Origin of the sequence: Mesorhizobium sp. M7A.F.Ca.US.011.01.1.1 (assembly GCF_003998295.1) — a bacterium.
In the GTDB taxonomy this organism is placed as follows: Bacteria; Pseudomonadota; Alphaproteobacteria; order Rhizobiales; family Rhizobiaceae; genus Mesorhizobium.
In genome coordinates, this window is record NZ_RZRT01000042.1 from 21735 (window position 1) to 41488 (window position 19754).

Consider the following 19754-nt stretch of genomic DNA (forward strand, 5'->3'; position numbering starts at 1 on the left):
AACATAAACCTTCGAGGTTGAACGTCCGCTATCCTAATCCCTTGCACCCAAAGCGGAACTACTGCTGCCGCCTCAGACCGGGCGTTCAAGCGAGCGGACCCATCCACCCGCGCCGCCGCCAGAGGTGACGAAAACGTCGAAACCGCCGGTGCTGCCGTCGCCGCCGGCACGGGTCGCGCTATCCGCGCCACCGGACACGCCCGTTGCGAGGCCGCCACCCCTGCCGCCATCCGCGAATGCTACCAGCGCCAACGAGAGAGCCAGCCAGACTGGCGCGGCCAGCCTAGTGCCGCCGCGCGCGGATCGCAGGGCAAGGTGGCTCGCCTGCGAGCACATTTTGCCGAGTCTGGTCGAAAGGGATGATGCCGGTCCGGGGGCCGGAGCCCCACGACCAACTGAATTCTCAACACGTCCCATGAATTGCCCCTCGCAGCCAATTCATGCGACCCCGGATCAAGCCGAAGTTGATTTGCCTGTTAGAAAATCTCTAATGTAACGCTTGGAGTCCTGTCAATTGAGCACGCGGGACTTGAAAGATATCGGATACAAATCAGACCGTTCCATCTGCTCTTCTGCTGAGCCCAGAATTGCGATCCTGCTGCGCCTGTTAACCTTCGCGTACCATCTTGGACCGCGCCGTTCGCAACGAGTCCGCCAGCGGCGCGTCCGCTTGCTGGTGCATTCGGCCTAGAAGCCGACCGTCAGCTCGCGGCCAAAAGCAGCTAGGCCGCAATGCGCCTGATCTCGGTCATTTGGACAGTGGGAGCCTTGAACCGAAAGCGGACACACTCGCCGCCTCCAAGCCGATCGCATCGTTTGGTAGTGAGTCGGATCTTCGTCTTGCGCAAGAGATCGTCACCTCCATGGGCCGAAACGTCTTCCGGCTCGCCGAATGCCAGGTTGGTGGTACGAGGACGCTGGTGCGCTCATAGAGCTTGGAGACGAGGGGGAAGAGCAATTGCCCGTCGACTTGGATGAAAGGAAGATAGCGAGTTTGTCGAGCACCACGAAGTCAAGCCCGGTAAGATGATCGATGAAGCGACCCTGCAGGAAGCGGCGGATGAACTCGTCGGTGGCGAGCGTCATGATCTGCTGCCAGTCGGGACCGTTGCGTCGGTAGAGTCCTGTAGCGGAATGTGACGCCACTCTCGTCGAGGCGGATGAGGCGGTGGTTCGAGATGGCCACGGGATCATTTCCCGGACCTCGCGGCGTCGTCAGGCGTATCATGACCGCTTGGCAATCTGGAGACGCGGATTTATCTCACCTTGTTGCTCTACCTGAATGCCGGCATCGATCCCGGAGCTAAGCGGCCTTCGCAAACAGGCACGCAGAGATCGGTCGAAAGGTCGGAGCGATCCCAGGAGACTTCGAAGAGGCGATCCAGATAGCGTCAGAAATTACACCGATCTTGACCGAAGGCGCTCATGGCAACCCGCGCCACGTCAAGCGCTTCGTGAACACGATGAGTCTGCGCATGGCCATTGCCGCGGAGCGGGGATTTGGCGACCACAAACCTCGTTCTAATTTAGAATTTCACGCTCAAATCAATCTTGCCGCCCTGGTCGACCACGCCGTCGCCGAACTGCCCGGAATAGGACAGGCCGAGCGTCGCATTGGCCGACATTTTGAGGTCGATGCCGGCCTCGATAAGCGCGGCGTCCCTTGCGATCGGCACGCCGGCGATGGTGAAGGCCTCACCGCCGGCGAAGGCAAGCGTCGACAGCGGCGTGGTGTCGCCGAAAGCGTGACGCCAGCCGAGCATGCCGCGCGCGGTCGCATTGATGGTGCCAAGCGCAAAATCGGTCGAGCCGCGCAGCCCGAGCGTGGTGAAGGTCGCGTCGGTGGTCGAACTGCTGCTGGTCAGCGCCGCCGCGCCGCCCTTTTCGGTGAAGCCGTCCGTGTGAACGCTGACATAGGCGAGATTGGCGAAGGGCTCGAACTTGAGGCCCCCGGCATCGGCCTTATAGGCGAGTTCGCCGAAGATCTGCGCGGTGCCGGCGTCATAGTCGGCCGAAAGTTGATCGGCAAGACCGTTGAAGGCGACCGAGCGTTTTGTCGACAGGCTGCTCCAGCTGTAGGCCGCGGCGGTGCGGAAGGCGATGGCGCCCCAGTTGGTGCCGCCATAGAGACCGAGATGGTAGTTGTCGGCGGTGCCGCTGGAGTTGCGATCGTCGACATCGAAGTTCGAATGGCTGTAGCCGCCGAGCAGACCGACACGCCAGCCGCCCACCAGCGTGTCGGCGCCCGCCAGCACGCCCCCCGTCGAACGATCGAAAGCGGCGGCATTGCCGTCGCTGTCGGTACCGCCCCAGAAGCCGAACGCCTGACCCCAGACCGCAAAACGGTCGGTATCGGCGGCGACCATTTCGGGTCCGCCTTGGCCATAGGCCATCACAGGCAGAGCAGCAGTGCTGCCATCACCAAAGGCGGCGCGGATGCGGCTGGTCGCGGCATCGCGGATGAAGCGGCTGTCCTCGACCAGCATGCCCTTGGCCGAGGCATGGATCTCACCGGAAAGCTGATCGAAGGCGGCGCGGGCTTCCGCGTCAGTGGCCAGTCCGGCGACGGCGCTGAACAAGGGTCCACCGCTCAAGCTGTCCAGCCCTTCGCCGGTGGCGATCTGGTTCGGCGTCAATCCGGCATCGGCGAAATCGCGCAGCTTGGTCACGTCGAGATAGGCGTTGTTGGTGTCATATGTGTCGACGATACTGAGAAAGGCCGTGTTCGGCGGCAGCCCTGTCACCGCGCCGAACGTCCCGTTGACACCGCCATTCGCCGTGAGCACGGTGTAGTGACCGAACATCAGGTTCCCCTGAATGTTGACCGCCAGCGTAGCGCCGCTCAGGTCGGCGGTGCCGGTCACGCTGGCGAACGACGACGTCATGGGATTGACGAACACCTGATAAGTGCCGCCGGTGAAGCTGAGATTGCCGGCAACCGTGATGACGCTGCCCGGCGCACCCGAGCCTGGCGCGAACACACCGCCGTTGACGAAGGTGTTGCCGACCGCGCCAATGCCCCCCAGCGTGCCGCCGGCATTGATTGTGGTCAGCAACGATGATGCGAGCGAGCCATTCACCACCAGCGTGCCGCCATTTACATTGGTAGCGCCGGTGAAACCGGAACTGTCGGCGGTCAGGATGGTCGTGCCGCTGTAGTGGTTGAGGGTGTGCGTGCCGGTGCCGGTGCTGGCGAGGGCCGCGGAGAATTCGTAGGCCGTGCCGGTATGGTTGAAGACCAAGGTGCCGATGCCGTCGCCAAAATTCAGCTGCGCGGCCTCCAGCGTGCCCGCTGCGGCCGTATCGCCCTCCGCGGCGCCGACTACCAGCGTGCCGGTGCTGGTCGATACGTTGGCTATCGAGACAGCGCCCGCACCGCTGGTGCCGACGCGCACCGTGCCGCCATCGGAGACGAAGAGTGCGCCGGTGCCGGCATAACCGACATGGAGATCGAGGGAATTCTCCCAGAGCGCGCCTGCCCCGGCGACCGTCGCGGTGCCATTGCCGGTGGAGCCCCAGCCGATATAGCCATACGTATTCTTGACCGTGCCGCCCGCCTCGACATGGAGCGCGCCGGTGCCGCCATGGCCGACAGCGAGTTCGAAGGAATTCTCCAACAACGCGCCTGCTCCGGAAACGGTCGCGGTGCCATTGCCGGTAGGCGCCTCGCCGATATAGCTATACGTATTCTTGACCGTGCCGCCCGCCTCGACATGGAGCGCGCCGGTGCCGCCATGTCCGATATAGAGACCGAGGGACCGCCACACCGCGCCTGCCCCCGAGACCGTTGCAGTGCCATCGCCACCGATATACACGCCGATATAGCCATCCGCGTTCGTGACCGTGCCGCCCGCCTCGACATGGAGCGCGCCGGTGCCGGAAACGCCGACACTGAGTGCTTGGGAATTCTCCCATAGCGCGCCTGCCCCCGAGACTGTCGCGGTACCATTGCCGGTGCTGCCGATGCCTATATTGCCAAACGCATCCTTGACCGTGCCGCCGGCCTCGACATCGAGCGCGCCGGTGCCGGAAAACCCGACACTGAGATCGAAAGAATTCTCCCACAGCGCGCCTGCCCCCGAGATCGTCGCGCTGCCATTGCCGGTAGAACCCTGGCCGATATAGCCAAACGTATCCCTGACCGTGCCGCCTGCCTCGACATGGAGCGCGCCGGTTCCTAAATCGCCGACGCTGAGTCCTGAGGAATTCTCCCACAGCGCTCCTGCCCCAGAGACCGTCGCGGTACCATTGCCGGTAGAACCCTGGCCGATATAGCCATCCGTATTCTTGACCGTGCCGCCCGCCCCGACATTGAGCGCGCCGGTGCCGGAACCGCCGACACGAAGACCCTGGGAATTCTCCCACAGCGCACCGGCCCCGGCGACCGTCGCGGTGCCATTGCCGGTGGAGCCCCAGCCGATAGTGCCATCCGTATTCTTGACCGTGCCGCCCGCCTCGACATGGAGCACGCCGGTTCCGTACCCGCCGACAGTGAGGGGTCCGTAAGTCTGCCACAGCGTGCCTGCCCCCGAGACTGTCACGGTGCCATTGCCGGTGCTGCTGTTGCCGATAAAGCCAAACCAGTTCGTGACCGTGCCGCCAGCCTCGACATTGAGCGCGCCGGTGCCCAAAAAGCCGACAAAGAGATCGAGGGAATTGTCCCATAGTGCGCCGACCCCAGAGACCGTCGCGCTGCCGTTGGATCCGGAACCGCGGCCAATATAGCCATCCGTGTTCGTGACCGTGCCGCCCGCCCCGACGATGAGCCCACCGGTGCTGGTGTCACCGACAATGAGTTGGTCCGGGACGTGCAAGTCGGGCGGAACCGTCTGCGTCGTGCCGTCGATGACCGTCGCGATGGCCGGTGTTGGCGCGAGAATGAGCAGGTCGACTATGCTGAGTGGCAAGGTGATACTTATCGCCGTGCTTACCAGCAAGCGGTTGCGATAACGACGATCGCGATTGCTGAAATTCATGTCCCGCCCTTGCCCAAATCCCGACAGACGGCCCTCGGCAGGAAAGCCGAAGCGATCGTCGGTGTTTCAATGCCAATGGCTGATCGAACGCGGCTGGCTTTCCTAGTCGTCATATGACGACGGGTTGCCGCTTTGTGGCATGAATGATGGCTCGCGGAAGCCTGACTGTTACTTCAGGGGCACACATTCATTTTTGCTAATGATAACAGACGCCGAGTGGCCGGAAGGTGACGGAATGAGTTTTGGTGAACAGTCGTCATTTGACGACATCGGCACGGGTTGCTGGCCCCTGTTGGCTCGGTGCAACATGATCGCCGGTGACCAGGGCGGATTCGTGCATTGGTCGTCTGGATTGACCAGTTCTGGCGCCGGAGGCAGGTTGTGCCTGGAGCGACGCTCGGTCCGTCAGCTGGGGACGCCCGCCATGCACGCAAGACAAGCTGATTTGCTTTGATGGATAAGCTCCAGCATTGCGCAGGCGGCCTCGGCTCGCTCCTTCGGTCGGCCGATCAGATGCTCGCCGCCCAGCGAAGCCGGCATCTCCATCTCGCAATCCCAGACCGTCCATGCGTTTGTCGGGTCGAGCATGCAAACGTACCGTGCGTGGCTTTTTTCATAGGTCAATTTGGGTACTCCCGACCTCGGGGCCGAGCTAAGGACTTGGCGGGCGCATCGTCATACGCTCCGTACGCTACGGCTTGACTGGTTTGGTTTCCTTCTTCGGCTGCACCGCCATCGAAGGCGCATCCGGGGGCGGATCAGTATCCGTCGGCTTCGGCTGCCCCGTGACAGGCGTGTCCGGCGCTTGCGGCCCGCCCGACGTGAGATTGACCGACACCCCGTAGATCTTCCACTGCCGGTTCACCGGCTCGAACAAAAGCTCGAAATTGACCTGCAGCGGCACCGACGGAAAAACCCCCGCCATGTGCAGCATGCCGTTTGGCTCGATCTGCGGTAGCAAGGTCAGTTGCGGCTCAAGCACGGCGACGGCGCCGAAATCCAGCGTCTGCTTGCGCTGGTTGGCAAAGATGTCGCCGAGCCCTGCCGCGCTGTTGGCCTGGAAATTCGGCGAGCCGAGATCGCGCAGTACTGTGTAGTTGCCGGTCTTGTTGGCCTGGTCGAGCGCCAGGAGCGTGCCGCGTATCAGGATCAGCACGCCGTTGCGGTCGAGATTGGCGGGATGCGCCGCCTTTTGCATCACCCGCTTCTCTTTGCTTTGCGCATGCGCGGGCTGTGCAGGCACCGAGACGACCAGCACGACGGCCAATGCAGCGAAAAAACCGCGGGCGCCCGTGGTCCGCCAACCGGGCGCCCGCCACTGAAACGGCACGGAATGCTGAAGCCCCAAACCCCGCATCATCCCGGCCGTTTTCAGTTTAGCGTCCACGATGCGCCGAGGCTGACGCCGACATCGCCGTGATTGGTGGTGGCCGAGATAGCGCCATTGAGGCGGAAATCCAGGCTGGGGTTGTAGCCGAGCCCCAGCGCCAGGCCCGACTGCCCCTTGAAATTGCCGAAGCCGCCGGCGAGCGACAATTTGCCGGGCCGGTCGTCATAGCGCAGCCCCGCAGTGGCCAGCGCCAGCGCCGTGCCGGCACGGGCCTCCCTGCGGTTCTCGCCAATCTGGCTGCCGAGATCCTGGAAACCGGACTCCAGCGCGCCGACGCGACCGTCGAGCTGGGTGATGTTTGTGGCGTTGGTCGTCACCCTGGTGTCGAGATCGGCGATCTGTATGGTATGCGCCGCGATCGCATCGGTGTTGCTAGTAATGCGTGTCTCGTGATCGAGAAGCTCGTTCGTGTGGCCTGCGACCGTGGTGTTCAACGTGCCGATCTGCGTCGTGTTGCTGGCAATACGCGTCTCGTGATCGAAAAGCTCGTTCGTATGGTCGCTGATCTTTTGGGTATTTGTGCTCACCGCCGAATTCAGGGTGGTGATGGCCGTGCCTTGTGCGGCCACCGTATCGGGCAGGTTCTCCAGGGTCGCAAGGTCGAAGGTGGAGGTGGCCATATTTCCAGCGTCATCGGAGGTGACCAGATAGGTTGTCCCGGATTGCGCGTCCTTGCTGGCCTGTCGGTTAATCCCGCGCATCGTGTACGTCTGGTTGCCATTGCCGATCGCGATCTGGTTATCGCGGTCGGTGACAACGCCGTTGCCAACGGCGATCGACCCATCAAAGTTTGCTTGGGCTCCATTGCCGAGTGCGACAGCGCTGCTTCCCCCCGCCTTGGATTGGTAACCCAGCGACACGGCCGCATAGCCGTCTGCACCGGCCTGATTTCCCACCGCGATTGAGCCGTCCCCGGACGCCTGAGTTCCCGGCTGCCCCGCTTGACTGCCACCTATAGCGACCGAGCCTTCACCCACCGACCTGGCGTTGGATCCGACTGCGACGGTGGCAAACTTGGCTCCAAAACCGGCTTGGGAATTGTAGCCGACGGCTGTTCCTTGGTAATTCGCCCCACTAGAACCGCCTATGGCAATGCTCGCTCCTCCCACCGCGCTTGATGATGACCCACAGGCGAAATCGAATTGGTCATCCCCATCGCATCCGTCTTCGTCGCCTATTACCTGAGCAAACGCCGGGCCTAAGGGTGCCAGCGCCGACGCCAGAACCACGGCAATTAGGCAGATCGCTCGAATGCTCCAATAACTCATGTTACGCTCCAAGCCCATCGTCAACCCTGCTCCCGGTTCCTTGGCTTCCCCGTCGAACCAATCGCCACGAATTGGCGGCGTTGGTCACGCGAAGGGGAGACTGAAGGTGAGATGAGGGTTCTAACAGTCGTCATATGACGACTGTTCGCCGGTTTGTGGCGCAGCTACTGGCTTGCCGGAACAGACTGTTACCGTCAGGACACATATTCATTTGTGCTAATTATCGACGCGGCAGGATTGGGTGCGACTATCGCTCTGATCAGCGACGATGCAACTTGCGCGAGAGTTTCCGTGTGCTACGCTTCATTCGCCAAACGTGCGTGAATGGAAGACATCATGGCTGACGTCACCATCGAAACGGTTTCGGCCGTGGTCGGCCAGATCTACGAGGCGGCCTATGATCAGGAGCGCTGGACTGATGTGGTCGTGCGGCTGCGCGATCTGTTCGAGGCATCGCGAAGCTGTATCGCGCGGCTTGATCAGCAGGCGTTCAGCGCGGTGGGGACTGTCGATGATCCGGGGCTGTGTTCCCCCGAGGCGGCAGCGGCACACATGCGTGATCCCATCAGCACGGTCGCGGCAGCGCTGCCGGTGGGCAAAATCTTTGATCGCACAAGGATAACGGAAGACGGAGCCGGGTTCCGCCGCCGTGAGCTTTGGCAGGACTGGATGAGGCCACGCGACATGCATCACGGGCTCGCCTCCAATCTTCTGGCCTCCAACGGGTCCTATTGATTTTTCGATATCCATCGCGGCTCAAGGCAGGAAGCATTCGGAACCGACGACATCGACGTGTTGCAGAAGATCGTGCCGCATATACTGCGCGCCGGGCAGATCGGCCGGAGTCTGGAGAACACGTCCGCGCTGGCATCGGCCTTTTCGCACCTGCCCTTCGGTGTGTTTCTGGTCAACGGCCACCAGCAGATCGCGCAGATGAACGAGGCGGCCGAGACAATGCTGGCGCGGCCCGATAGCCCGCTGGCACTGAAGGACGGCACGATCGTCGCTTCCAATGCAAAGGATGCACAGGAGCTTCAGCGGTTGGTCGCTGACGCCTGCTCATTGCGGGACGGGGCCATGCCGGGAACCGGAGGAACGCTGATGGTGCCATCGGACCACAAGCGCTCCGACCTGACGCGGCTGGTGCTGTCGGTTGCGCCATTCGTCGATGCCCGCGCCTATGGCCTGGCGTCGGAACGTTGCGCGGTGATCTTGGTTACCGAGGTCGCGCGCCGCATTCCCGATGCCTTCGAGCCGCATGTCCGCAGCCTGTTCGACCTGACGCCGGCCGAAGCGCGGCTTGCGACGGCATTGGCGTCGGGCCGGTCGCTAAAAGAAGCCGCGGCAAGTTCGAACATCACCGTGAAAACCTGCCGCACTTATCTCGAACGAATTTTCTCGAAAACCCGCACCCGGCAGCAGAGCGAACTGGTCGCGCTGCTCAAGAGCAGGGAAGGGCTCAGCGGGCGCGGCCGGTAGCAACCGATTTTCACATCCGACAGTCGGCATATGCCGATTGTCGGATGTGAAGCAGTTCGTGCAAGTTTCGATCTCGATTGCAGCGGCCGGCCTTGAGAAGGCGGCCCACTGCCGATGTGGGGCAAATCGATGTTCGAAGCCGGACACGCTGTCGCGGGGTTGCTTCCGTTCGCCATTTCCTATGCGCTGGTGGCAATGCTGCCCGGCGCCAACTTCGCCGTCGTCGCTCAGGCCGCGCTAACCGCTTCGCGCGCTACCGCCCTGTCTGCTGCCGCCGGTGTTGCCTTGGGTGCAAGTTCGCTGGCGGCCATAGTCGCGACTGGCGCTGGTGCGTTGACGTTCGGGGGCCTCGCACACCAGATGGCCGCCAGCCTCTACGGTGCAATGCTGGTCTTCATCGGCTGGAATTCGATGCGGCGGGCGCTGTCGATCAAGGCTGGCGTCAACGAGCCGAAGCCTGTTCCAGTCCCTCGTTACTTCCGGCTGGGATTTGTCACGGCAGTGGCTAACCCCGCCACCGCATTGTTTTTTGCGTCCTCTACGCTGAAGCTGGATGCTCGCGGGGCGACTCACATATCCTTGGCTGTGTTGGTTTTTGCCATTGCTATCGTCTGGTTCGGCCTTCTCAGCCTTTGTATTTCCGAACCGGCCATCCGGCAATTTTACAGTCGTTTTCGAAAGCATGCGGACATCGTGCTGGGAGGAGCCCTGGTGGCGCTCGGCTTTGCCGCATTTGGCCACTGAAGCGGGATATTTTCGTGCCCTGTCATCGGCGGTTGAGCGGTTCTGTGCTTTTCAGCAACGCGACGAGTTGGCTTTGCTGGCGCGTTCCGGTCTTGGCGAAGATCCGTTCCAGGTAGGTCCGGCTGGTCTTTACCGTGATCTTCAAGTCGAACGCGGCGTCCTTCAATGGGCGCCCTTGCGAAAGGGCCGCAGCCAGGCGCGCTTCGGCGGGCGTCAGGTCGAACAATCCGGCAAGCAGCGTTGGCGACGGCACCACGGAACTGGCGCTGACTTCTGTCGCCGCAACCAGCATGTCCGCACCCGTGAAAATATCATGCGCGGCGCGGCGCAACGGCAAAAGATGGAGGACAAGAGCCGGTCGGCTTTCGTTCGCCGCCACTGGAATGGAGCGCACCGGGAAACGATGTCGGTTCTCGACGATGGCCTCCTGGAAAAGCGCGTTGGCCGAGGCATTGGCGATTGCCATGCCTCCATACGCGGTCGGCAGAAAAATCTCAGGCATCTGTTCCAGGAGGCTGTTGGCCGTCAGCACGCGCCCCGATGCGGTCATCACCGCGGCTGGCAGTCCGATGGCCTCGAGCGCCGAAACGGTAGCTCTGGCTTGCTCCATTCCAAGTCGTCCCGATACCAGGCCAGCCCGTGCGAAATGGGGGCGAAGCTGGTCGAGCTGATCGACCGACGCCTGATCGTAAAGGCCATCCTTGGTCCAGCGTTGAAAGACGAATGTGACGAGCTCACCACTCGGCATGGCTACCGCCGAACAAAGGTGCGCGCCGATGCCCGACGCCCTCAGCAGCATCCGCACCGCGTCGCGCTCGATCTCTTCCTCGGTCATGAACGCTTCGACATGGACGAAGCTCGCCGGATGCATGTCGTACATCCGCAAGACGCCAGGAGACAGTTTCCAGTCGCCGGCCAGGAATTCGTCGAACACAGGCCGGATCTTTTCGAGGGATTTGCCGTGACCTGAGGAATTATCACTGATTCTGCCGCGGGTTGGACAATTGTCGCTGATAACGAAGATGGAACCGCTGGCCGAGCCCGATAGGCCGCTGGCCACCTCAAGCGCACCCGGCCACAAGTCGGGAACGAAGGCGGCCTCGTAGATCTTGTCCGTAAGATCATCGAACATGAGAGCATAGCCTCTTTCGGAGTCAGCAAGCTACCGGCTCGGATCGCCAACGCTCCCAGACGCCAATCGATTCCTACCTGTCAAAATGCCATGCCAAGAACTGAGGTCAACCGCTGATTGCCGAAGGTTGATCCCGTTTGAGGCAAACGGCGGAGAGATCCTACACCACTTCGGCCGATGCGGTTTGCGGCCGGCCTTTCAAATTATCCAACAGTCGTCATTTGCCGATTGTTGAGAGCCAGGACTTTCGTCCAGGTTTCCGCTTCGATTGCAGCGGTCTGCCTGAGAGGTGGGTCCTGATTGTGCGGGGCCAATCGATGTTTGAAACTGGACGCGCTGTCGCGGCGGAAGTGCTTCCGTTTGCTGTTTCTTATGCTCTGGTGGCAATGCTGCCGGGGCCAACTTTGCTGTCATTGTTCAGGCCGAGCTAAGAGCTTCGCGCGCGACCGCCCTATCTGCTGCCACCGGTACCGCTCTTGGCGCGAGCGTCTTGGCGGCCGTCATCGTGATCGGAGCCGGGACGCTGCCGGTAGGGAGCATCGCACACAAGGTGGCCACTAGCCTCTATGGTGCGATGCTGGTTTTCATCGACTGGAACTCGATGAGGAGGGCGCATTCGGCCAGTGCTGGGATCGAAGAGCCGAAGCCGAGGCGGATCATTAGCCATTTCAGGCTGGCGTTTGCCACGGCAGCCGCAAATCCTGCGACCGCATTGTTTTTCGCGTCCTCCATGCTGAATTTAAATGTTCACGGGACCACCAAGATCTCGGCGATCGCAGTCCCAGTGGTGTTTATCGTCGCGATCACCTGGTTCGGCCTTGTCGGTCTTTCGATCTCCCAACCGGTCTCGCGGCGATTCTACCTTCGTCAGGGACAATGGGCTGCGGGCATGTTAGCCGCCTAGATGAAACTGGGAGAAGGTGGGGCGAGAGATGAGGACCGGTCGCCGCCGCAGGGCTGTGCTCTAAGAGTTCCTGTCGCGCTGCATTTAATGATGAGACTCCTTCTGTAATTATGCGGCGGTCGGCGTGCCATTCGACAGTGATGTGTGGGACGGCGTGGTCAAGGTAGACATCCAAGACGCAGGCAGGCTCTAATTTGGCCCCGAGCATCTGGTCCTTTCAGATCGCCCGTGCCGCCGGCAACTTGACGGCTTCCACACACGCCCTTCGCTGTTTCTCGCTCGGTCCGTGTGAATACACCCCGAAGGTGATCGATTTGCGCCGCTCTTCGTGCCCGAGGACCGCCGCTTGATACAAGTAAACCGCAACGGTCATCGTCACGGCGAAACGGTCGGGCTCTTATCGCGGAATGGGACGGGGTACGGGGGGCGTGGCGCGGTACATTATTGAGGATCAGGCGAATTTTTCACCAAACATTCCCGACCCACGCTAGATTTACCTATGGCCACTCTACGGTACGACCGCAGGAAGGAAATCGACGGGATGTGGACGGTGTTCGATGTGTTCACCGGTCTCCCGGCTGAGATTGACGGCCACCCATACGTCGACCTGGACATGGAGTATGCCAATGAAATGGCGGATGTCCTAAATACACAGGACGTTGCAAGAAGGCTCGCCCGAGGAGACATAATCGACCCATGAGCCTCCATTGGTTCTCTCCGCCAGTCCCCGTAAGGACCAGCAAGCCGGGTGCCGGTACGAATGCTCCACGAGCGAGTGTCCTCTTGGTCTCATGTTCGGAGTCGGCCGCCAGCACCGCGCTGCAATCCGCGGCGAACTCGCACTCGTGCGAATAGACCCGCAAATCGTCACTGCCGAGGCGATCGACTAGGTGGCCCTCCAGCAGGTGCGCGAACTCGTGGCCAAAGGTGAATTCCATCTGTCGGCCCGTTTTTGATTGGATTTCGCGCTCGATCTGGGCCGGTAAAGTGGCCCGGGGGTCGAGATCGAAATCGAACGACTCGCTGCCGCGCATAATGCGCAGCGCGATTATCGCAGTGTCGATGCAGTCGTCGGTCCGTATCTCGGAATAAGGACCGTACATTGCGATGTTCATGAAATAGAAGAAGTAGCGCAGGTTCTCCGCGACCATCACAACGTCGCCGAGCATGGTTCTGCGCGCGACGGCGTTCACTTCATTGATGGGTGCCAAGCCGTACGGAATGGACTTCACGATCCGCTGAAGGGGGGCGGCTCAAGCGGGAAACGTAGCGCTTCGCGTCAATGTTCTGCGCATTGTAATAGTCCGTGAGCGTCCAGCGCCGCCCGCGCTCTTCGAACTGTGCCCGCCGCTTCCGGAAAGTCCGAACCACGCGCGGTGAGGCCGCGATTGCCTCAAGTCGAACACGGAGCAGATAGTCGAGCGCTGTTCGAAGCTCGCGCAGCCGGATGATCTCATGCTTTGTTGCATAGGCAAGATGAAGATTCTCCACATCCGCCATCTCGGGGTCCGATGTGATGAAGCCGGTTATGTAGTAGGAGGTCCCATCCCCATTATCGACGATCACGCCATTGGAGGCGCGGCGCGACCCCGGCAGAAGATTGAGAATGCGGCGAACCTCCTCTTCGGTAATGTTCCGATTTCCGGGTAAAAGGGGCGGACTCATCAGCGTCGTTTTCTCCATTGTCGCAGTCCAAGCCCGTTCGCGACGCGCTTAGGCGCCGGATCGAGAGCCATAGATAAGTATGGCGGCGCGCGCAATGAACCTCTAAGTCGGCGCGGTCGTTGCTGTTGCAACCGTGCCAGCGAACAAGGCGCCAGCGACGAGCGCGTGACGGGCTAGCCGATCGCGATCGGCAAACGACCGCTTACTCCGCTCCTGCTGCCGAAACCGGACAGTCCCCTCCCGGCCCCCTTCCGGTCATTCACAAGCCGGCGCTAGCCGAAGTGAGCCAGTGCTGTTGACGTCGAAAACACATAGGCCGCGCGAACCGATACATTTTAGCCTTGCAGATCACACACACTGTAGATGTTGTGCACGTGGGTTCTGGCGCTGCTGAACGGTGGCCAAAGCTTTCAGAAATGCTGAAGAGCATCGAACCTTACCGGAAAATGCTTTCGCATGCGATTGATGCACATCCTCGCTTGGACTTTCATCCTGCACTTGTAGCCCAATTTCATAACGTGGGGCGAGACACCTTTCTGAACCATGTCAGCGGTGTGCCCTTTGGCGGCCATCCATATCCGTTGCCTCAGGATGCGTCTTTGGTTCAAAGCCTGGGACTGGATCGTAGAGCCTACATTACCGTCCATAATTCCTTCAGCGAGGTGTCTGGTCGTCCTCGAACTACGCGAGATTATCCGTTCATGGATGATGTCGTGAAAGAGGTGAAGGTGCAGTTGCCGGATCTTCCGGTTGTTCAAGTCGGCGTGGTAGGAGGCACCCTCAGTTCGGCTGACTACAATCTTTCTTCCAAGACAACACAGCCGCAAATCACCTCCGTTCTTGCGAACTCGTCCATGCATTTCGACATGGAGGGCGGGCTTGTTCATATCGCAAGCTGTGTAGGGACGCCGTGTGGTGTCGTTTTCGGTCCGACGCCGATCGGCTATTACGCCTACCCAAACAATATCAATATTGCGCCCCGTGTCTGCGGCGATTGTTGGTCCATCACTGAGGATTGGCAAAAGACCTGCCTTTTAGGCGCTGCTGAACCGCCTTGCATGTTCACCCAACCACCAAAGGCGGTGGCGCACGCGGCGTTACCGCAGCTGCGAGCCTTGTTGGGAGAGAAGATAACAGCCTGATCTGATACATGCGACGGTGGACTGTAAAACGATCCGCTATCGGCAATTCTGAGAAATCAGGCTGCCGGACTGCAATGCGCCAATGTCGGCCGTGCACAGCCTCTAGCCCGCTTCGAGGAGCGGACATTGCTGACGCATTCATCGAGGTTCAGTTCGCTCCAAAGGCGGCCGCCGGCCTACGAGACGATTGCGGGCACCGCAACATGATTCCACTCGATCCTTGCAAGTTCGGGACGTAGGCACTGCAGGGATAACCAAGCGGGAACTGCAGGAGGTCCGACCGCCATACCCTTCGCACCTTGCGCAGCCGACCTTACCCCGCATCCTCTGGCCCTTTGCCCTTGGTGACGTAGATCGCCACCAATGTACTGGGGCTGGACAGTCTCAGATAGCGGTTGCGCTTGGCCTCGTCGGCGAAGCCGATGCAACCCCAACTCGCGGGGTCTACTAAGCCTTGCTTATGCGTTCAACGCAATCTATATTCTGTTGAACACAGGAGGTTCTGATGGCCGCGCAAACACGGACCGCTTCAGAAAGCGAAGCAAAGGTCGCATCGACCCGCAATAAGCTTGTACTCGAGCAAGCGAAAGCCGCCGGACTGCTCGGCGCGGCGAAGAATACCCGCCTTTCGGGGCGAGTGCCTTCGGAGTTGATCGAGGCGGCCAAGAAGCGCGCTCATGTCACCTCGGACACGGAGCTGTTGGAACTGGCGCTGTCGCGCCTGGCTCTCGAAGATGACTTTGGCGCCCGCTTGGTCGGACGCAAGGGCAGCATCCCGGCGGACATAGATCTTGGGTTTTGATCTTTCCGAGACCCTCCGATCGCTCAAACCGCAAAAGTACACCGGAACGCTGGAGCGTAGGGCCGACGATGATCTCCCATGGGTTGCAAACGAACCCGCGATCGGGGGACCAGTGTTTCTGGATACGTGCGTCTATCTGGATGTCCTGCAAGGACGAGCACCGGTTAAAGTCGATACGCTGCTTACCTATCGCCGATGCCACCATTCCACGGTCTGCCTTTCTGAGCTGACCCACGCCTTTGGCCGGCTCGACCCAAAGCATGCCTCCACAAAAGCTGTCCTCGAGACAATCAAAGCCACGGTGGAGGACATTCCGGACCACCGTCTTCATGCCCCGGATGCAGCGATGTGGGGACAGGCCGGTGTGTTGGCTGGCTTGCTCTTCCGGCTGAGCAATCTGCCCAAGGGGGAGGGGCACGAGCGCCGCTTCGTAAATGACGCCCTCGTATTCCTGCAGGCGCGTCAGTTGGGCGCGGGCGTGCTGACCGGCAACGTCCGCGATTTTGATTTCCTTACCCAGATTCTGCCGACCGGACGGATCATTCTCTATCGAGCTCCGCCGGGACCGCAGACATCATGAACGTGCGGTCGGCCCTCCTGTCGATATTTCCACGAACTGGAACAGCTGGGTCGGGCGCCGGCGACTGACGTTAATCACCTGCAGAACACTCCGGCGTTTCTGCGTTTTGCGGAGTTATGTCAAACTCGATACCCCCAGATTAGAACTGGCTCCATACTGCGATTTTCGCTTGCCTCAGTATTGCGGCAGCTCGGCTTGGCCTGTCTCGTCGGTGGCTCAAGACGTCGCATAAATGGCAGTCTTGGATTGATAAGGAAATCTCCCGAAACTGGAGCTCAGACACATTCACGGCCTCAAGAACAGCGTGTTCGCCAATGTTTGGACTGACGCCATGCAGGTCTCCAGCGCCGCGGCCGACTGGGCCTATGCCGATGCCAAGGGCAAGCCCGGCGTCGTCGTGGGTTATGTCGAGCAGGCAGCTGCGCAGTTGGCCCTGGCCACGGGCCCGGCCGGCCAACTGTGCCAGGCCCAGATCCGCCATTACCGGCCGCTGATTGAACAGATCATCGCCCAGACAGAGCGGTGGGTCCTGGGCGGCGAGGCGCTACAGTGCGGCGACAGGCTGGTCAGCTTGTTCGAGCCGCATGCCGGCATCATCGTCAAGGGCAGCCGCGACGTCGATTATGCCCACAAGCTCAATTTGACTGCCGGCCGAAGCGGGCTGATCCTTGACCTCGTCATCGAAGCCGGAAACCCGGCCGACAGCGAGCGGTTCTTGGCGATGCTGGAGCGCCACATCGGCAAGTGTTAGGTCACGATGAGCGGTGGTCGGAACTAAGAAAGCTTTCTCAATAGGAAGTCGAAAAACCTTTCGTCATCCGCCCGTGACACATTTATGCGGATGCCGGCCGCCATTGGACTCTGTTTGTCGATGCAAAAAACGCTTCCAGGCGCTATGAAAATGCTTTCCTTGGCGCCCAGTCGAGCGAGTTCTATGTCGTCTATGCCTCGGGGTAGCATAAGGTAGAGGTAGTAGCCGCCGCCGTTGCCGGCGAAGATCGAATACCCATTCTGGCTGAGGGCTGAATGCACCCGAGTTGCTGCCGTCTCGATGCGTTGGGCGAGGCGCCTGAGGTGGCGATCATAGTGGCCTTCGGAGATCAGGCGGTGAAGAAGCCGTTCGACGTGACCAGAGCTGTTTACCGTTGTCAGCATCTTCAGTTCCGCAAGTGCCGCGACCTTGTCGGCGCGGCCTGCGATATGGCCTGACCTCAGGCTGGCGGACAGGGTTTTGGAAAAAGTACCTATCGAAATCACGTGGTTGAGTTGGTCGAGCGTTGCAAGCCGATTGGGTGGAACCAGGGAGAGATCCGCAAAGGGATCATCCTCAACGATGGTGACGTTATGCCTCGCTGCGACGGTGAGAATTGAATGAGCGACCGATAGGCTAATCGAGCCGCCGGTTGGGTTGTGGCCAATTGATTGCGTGAAGAACAGTTTTGGCCGCTCTGCCGAAACCTTCTCGGCAAAGTCTTCGATATCTGGTCCGTCAGGCAGGCGCCGGACGCCGATGACCCGAACCTGCGCCAGTTTGAGCTTGGCGAAGAGCGGGTAATATCCGGGCTCGTCGACGAGCACCACATCGCCAGGCGCCAGGAACGCCCGAACGACAAGATCGAGCGCATGATTGGCGCCGAACGTGAGCAGGATTTCCTTTTCAGTCGCCTGAATGTTCTGGTTCGACAGGCGTCGCGCGATCTGCTGCCGCAGAGGAGGAAAGCCCCAGGCGGACCCGTAGCCGTCCGCTCCTTGGGAAGGGCCGCGACCGAACAGCCCAAGATGGCGCCTTATCTCGGACTCCTCGGCCCATGCCGGGGGCGGGCGGCCGTCACCGACCCGGATCTCGAAACTCTCCTCCAGCTGCGCATTGAGGAGCGAAGCGATGTCGACGGCTTCCGATACGTGCCTCGGCCTCGTTCCATTCATTTGCGCGGTCTTGCTGACCGTGAATCCGGCCCGGGCCTTCGGCGTTACATGACCATGGTGTTCTTCGACACGCCATATTCGCGGGCCGCATTCCTGATCGAAGGCAGCTTGCTTCCCGGCGCCCGGTTGCCGGCGACAATATCCTCGACCAGCCGCGCCGCGACATTCTCCGCAAGAGTGGCACCAGATTTCCCGCCGGGTTCTGTCGCCTTCAACGTCACCTCCGATGGGTACAGATTCAGACAAATTCTCCGATCTGTACCTTTCTTGGGATGGTAACAATGATCATGCTTGTTTCAAGAGGAAAATGACAAATTGCGTGGGAGGCATCTGTGACCGGCACAGAAAAGGGCGGAGAGCGTTCCGTCATCAATTCGCGCATCGAGAACCTGCGTAATCTTTCGCCAGCCGAGAGACTTGGCCGGGTGGGCGATGTCGTGTCGCTGACCGACGCCGAGCGCCGCGTGTTTGTCGGCGGCGGCCTCCCGATTGCGCTTGCCGATGGCATGATAGAGAACGTGATCGGCACGTTCGAACTTCCAATCGGAGTTGCCACGAACTTCACGATCAACGGCCGGGACTACCTGATACCCATGGCCGTCGAAGAGCCTTCGGTCGTCGCCGCGGCGTCGTACATGGCTCGTCTTGCCCGCAAGAGCGGCGGCTTCTTCACGTCGAGCACCGGGCCGATCATGCGGGCTCAGGTGCAGGTGCTTGAGGTGCGTGACCCGCATGGTGCCCGCGCCCGCATCCTGAGGGAACGCGAGGCGATCATCGCCGCTGCAAATCTCAAGGACAAGGTCCTGATATCGCTTGGGGGAGGGTGCCGCGATGTCGAAGTCCACGTCTTCGATCAGACGAATGCCGGCCCCATGGTTGTCGTTCACCTGATCGTCGATGTGCGTGATGCGATGGGCGCAAATACGGTGAACACGATGGCTGAAGCCGTCGCGCCGATGATCGAAGCGATAAGCGGCGGCGTGGTGCGGCTTCGCATCCTGTCGAACTTCGCCGATCTCCGTATCGCGCGCGCAATGGTGACCGTCGCCCCCGAGACGCTGCAGACCGACGAATACAAGGGTGACCGCATCGCCCGCGGCATTGTCGAGGCATGCGCCCTCGCCATCGTCGACCCCTATCGTGCCGCCACCCACAACAAGGGCATCATGAACGGCATCGATCCGATCGTGGTGGCCACGGGCAATGACTGGCGCGCCATAGAAGCGGGCGCGCATGTGTGGGCTTCGCGCTCAGGGCGTTACACCGCGTTGTCGACCTGGGAGCTTGATGCCAAGGGCCATCTCGTCGGCACCCTGGAGATGCCCATGGCCCTAGGCCTTGTGGGTGGCGCGACAAAGACCCATCCGGCAGCCCGCGCCGCCCTCAGGATCCTCGGGGTCGAAAGTGCCCAGGAGCTTGCCGAGGTGGCGGTGGCGGTTGGGCTTTCCCAGAACATGGGGGCACTGCGCGCCTTGGCCACCGAGGGCATCCAGCGAGGCCACATGGCGCTGCATGCCCGCAACATCGCAATCGTCGCCGGCGCGACCGGTGACGAGATCGACAGGGTGGCGTCGACTCTGTCCTCCAACCATGACGTGCGCGTCGATCGCGCCAAGGATGTGCTTGAGCTGATCCGGGCGGAAAAGGTCTGAGATCATGCGGCACCGCGATGCTGAAAAATCGATTGCCGTCGGTTGGCGATGCGGCGGCCGGCAATGCTCGATTGCGCGACCCAAGAATCCGGGC

At 61.0% G+C, this 19754-nt stretch carries 18 protein-coding genes and 2 pseudogenes; 9 read left to right on the forward strand and 11 right to left on the reverse strand.

Annotation, left to right across the window (positions count from 1 at the left end):
- Positions 1 to 72: 72 nt before the first annotated feature.
- The 6 genes and pseudogenes from EOA13_RS27460 to EOA13_RS27490 form a co-directional block, all read right to left on the reverse strand.
- On the reverse strand, positions 73 to 252 hold the full coding sequence (locus tag EOA13_RS27460) for a hypothetical protein (RefSeq protein WP_127296717.1): 180 nt from the start codon (positions 250 to 252) through the stop codon (positions 73 to 75).
- A 632-nt stretch (positions 253 to 884) separates the two neighbouring features.
- Positions 885 to 1044 (reverse strand): annotated as a pseudogene (locus EOA13_RS38370) (ATP-binding protein); the annotation flags it as partial.
- A gap of 482 nt (positions 1045 to 1526) precedes the next feature.
- Positions 1527 to 4976, reverse strand: a complete 3450-nt coding sequence (locus EOA13_RS27475; protein WP_127296718.1) for an autotransporter domain-containing protein — start codon at positions 4974 to 4976, stop codon at positions 1527 to 1529.
- 405 nt (positions 4977 to 5381) lie between these two features.
- On the reverse strand, positions 5382 to 5600 hold the full coding sequence (locus EOA13_RS27480) for a hypothetical protein (RefSeq protein WP_245490494.1): 219 nt from the start codon (positions 5598 to 5600) through the stop codon (positions 5382 to 5384).
- A gap of 67 nt (positions 5601 to 5667) precedes the next feature.
- Positions 5668 to 6174: a hypothetical protein gene (locus EOA13_RS27485; RefSeq protein WP_245490495.1), complete on the reverse strand. Its 507-nt coding sequence runs from the start codon at positions 6172 to 6174 to the stop codon at positions 5668 to 5670.
- A gap of 173 nt (positions 6175 to 6347) precedes the next feature.
- Positions 6348 to 7634 carry a YadA-like family protein gene (locus EOA13_RS27490; RefSeq protein WP_164780354.1) on the reverse strand — a complete coding sequence of 429 codons (1287 nt, stop codon included), beginning with the start codon at positions 7632 to 7634 and terminating at the stop codon, positions 6348 to 6350.
- A 336-nt stretch (positions 7635 to 7970) separates the two neighbouring features.
- Here EOA13_RS27490 and EOA13_RS38915 point away from each other — a divergent pair, with 336 nt between their 5' ends.
- The 3 genes from EOA13_RS38915 to EOA13_RS27500 all read left to right on the forward strand — a co-directional run bounded on the left by EOA13_RS38915 (position 7971) and on the right by EOA13_RS27500 (position 9857).
- Positions 7971 to 8369, forward strand: a complete 399-nt coding sequence (locus EOA13_RS38915; protein WP_245490496.1) for a hypothetical protein — start codon at positions 7971 to 7973, stop codon at positions 8367 to 8369.
- A gap of 57 nt (positions 8370 to 8426) precedes the next feature.
- Entirely contained in the window at positions 8427 to 9113 is a 687-nt protein-coding gene (locus tag EOA13_RS38920) for a helix-turn-helix transcriptional regulator (protein WP_245490497.1), read from the forward strand.
- Between the two features lie 129 nt (positions 9114 to 9242).
- Positions 9243 to 9857 carry a LysE family transporter gene (locus EOA13_RS27500; protein ID WP_127296719.1) on the forward strand — a complete coding sequence of 205 codons (615 nt, stop codon included), beginning with the start codon at positions 9243 to 9245 and terminating at the stop codon, positions 9855 to 9857.
- Positions 9858 to 9879: 22 nt separating this feature from the next.
- Here the strand turns inward: EOA13_RS27500 and EOA13_RS27505 are convergent, their stop codons facing one another.
- Positions 9880 to 10989: a helix-turn-helix transcriptional regulator gene (locus tag EOA13_RS27505; protein ID WP_127296720.1), complete on the reverse strand. Its 1110-nt coding sequence runs from the start codon at positions 10987 to 10989 to the stop codon at positions 9880 to 9882.
- Between the two features lie 412 nt (positions 10990 to 11401).
- Between EOA13_RS27505 and EOA13_RS27510 the strand changes: the two genes are divergently transcribed.
- Complete coding sequence (locus EOA13_RS27510) at positions 11402 to 11893, forward strand: LysE family transporter (RefSeq protein WP_245490499.1); 492 nt, start codon at positions 11402 to 11404, stop codon at positions 11891 to 11893.
- 563 nt (positions 11894 to 12456) lie between these two features.
- Here the strand turns inward: EOA13_RS27510 and EOA13_RS38040 are convergent.
- On the reverse strand, positions 12457 to 13125 hold the full coding sequence (locus EOA13_RS38040; protein ID WP_164780356.1) for a hypothetical protein: 669 nt from the start codon (positions 13123 to 13125) through the stop codon (positions 12457 to 12459).
- Positions 13088 to 13576, reverse strand: coding sequence for a hypothetical protein (locus EOA13_RS27520; protein WP_127296722.1), 489 nt, complete (start codon positions 13574 to 13576; stop codon positions 13088 to 13090). The genes EOA13_RS38040 and EOA13_RS27520 overlap by 38 nt, the downstream gene beginning before the upstream one ends.
- A gap of 398 nt (positions 13577 to 13974) precedes the next feature.
- On the opposite strand from EOA13_RS27520, the gene EOA13_RS27525 reads away from it, so the two are divergent.
- The 4 genes and pseudogenes from EOA13_RS27525 to EOA13_RS27540 all read left to right on the forward strand — a co-directional run.
- Positions 13975 to 14700 (forward strand): hypothetical protein, encoded by a 726-nt coding sequence (locus tag EOA13_RS27525; protein ID WP_127296723.1) that lies wholly within the window; start codon positions 13975 to 13977, stop codon positions 14698 to 14700.
- A gap of 505 nt (positions 14701 to 15205) precedes the next feature.
- Positions 15206 to 15502: a hypothetical protein gene (locus EOA13_RS27530; protein ID WP_127296724.1), complete on the forward strand. Its 297-nt coding sequence runs from the start codon at positions 15206 to 15208 to the stop codon at positions 15500 to 15502.
- Complete coding sequence (locus EOA13_RS27535; RefSeq protein WP_127296725.1) at positions 15492 to 16082, forward strand: hypothetical protein; 591 nt, start codon at positions 15492 to 15494, stop codon at positions 16080 to 16082. The genes EOA13_RS27530 and EOA13_RS27535 overlap by 11 nt, the downstream gene beginning before the upstream one ends.
- A 397-nt stretch (positions 16083 to 16479) precedes the next feature.
- A pseudogene (locus EOA13_RS27540) lies at positions 16480 to 16821 on the forward strand (ISNCY family transposase); the annotation flags it as partial.
- A gap of 35 nt (positions 16822 to 16856) precedes the next feature.
- Here the strand turns inward: EOA13_RS27540 and EOA13_RS27545 are convergent.
- Positions 16857 to 18008, reverse strand: a complete 1152-nt coding sequence (locus tag EOA13_RS27545) for a PLP-dependent aminotransferase family protein (RefSeq protein WP_164780357.1) — start codon at positions 18006 to 18008, stop codon at positions 16857 to 16859.
- A gap of 44 nt (positions 18009 to 18052) precedes the next feature.
- Positions 18053 to 18229, reverse strand: coding sequence for a GntR family transcriptional regulator (locus EOA13_RS38045; RefSeq protein WP_245490498.1), 177 nt, complete (start codon positions 18227 to 18229; stop codon positions 18053 to 18055).
- Positions 18230 to 18340: 111 nt separating this feature from the next.
- On the opposite strand from EOA13_RS38045, the gene EOA13_RS27550 reads away from it, so the two are divergent.
- Complete coding sequence (locus EOA13_RS27550) at positions 18341 to 19660, forward strand: hydroxymethylglutaryl-CoA reductase, degradative (protein WP_127296727.1); 1320 nt, start codon at positions 18341 to 18343, stop codon at positions 19658 to 19660.
- The last annotated feature ends 94 nt before the right edge of the window (positions 19661 to 19754 follow it).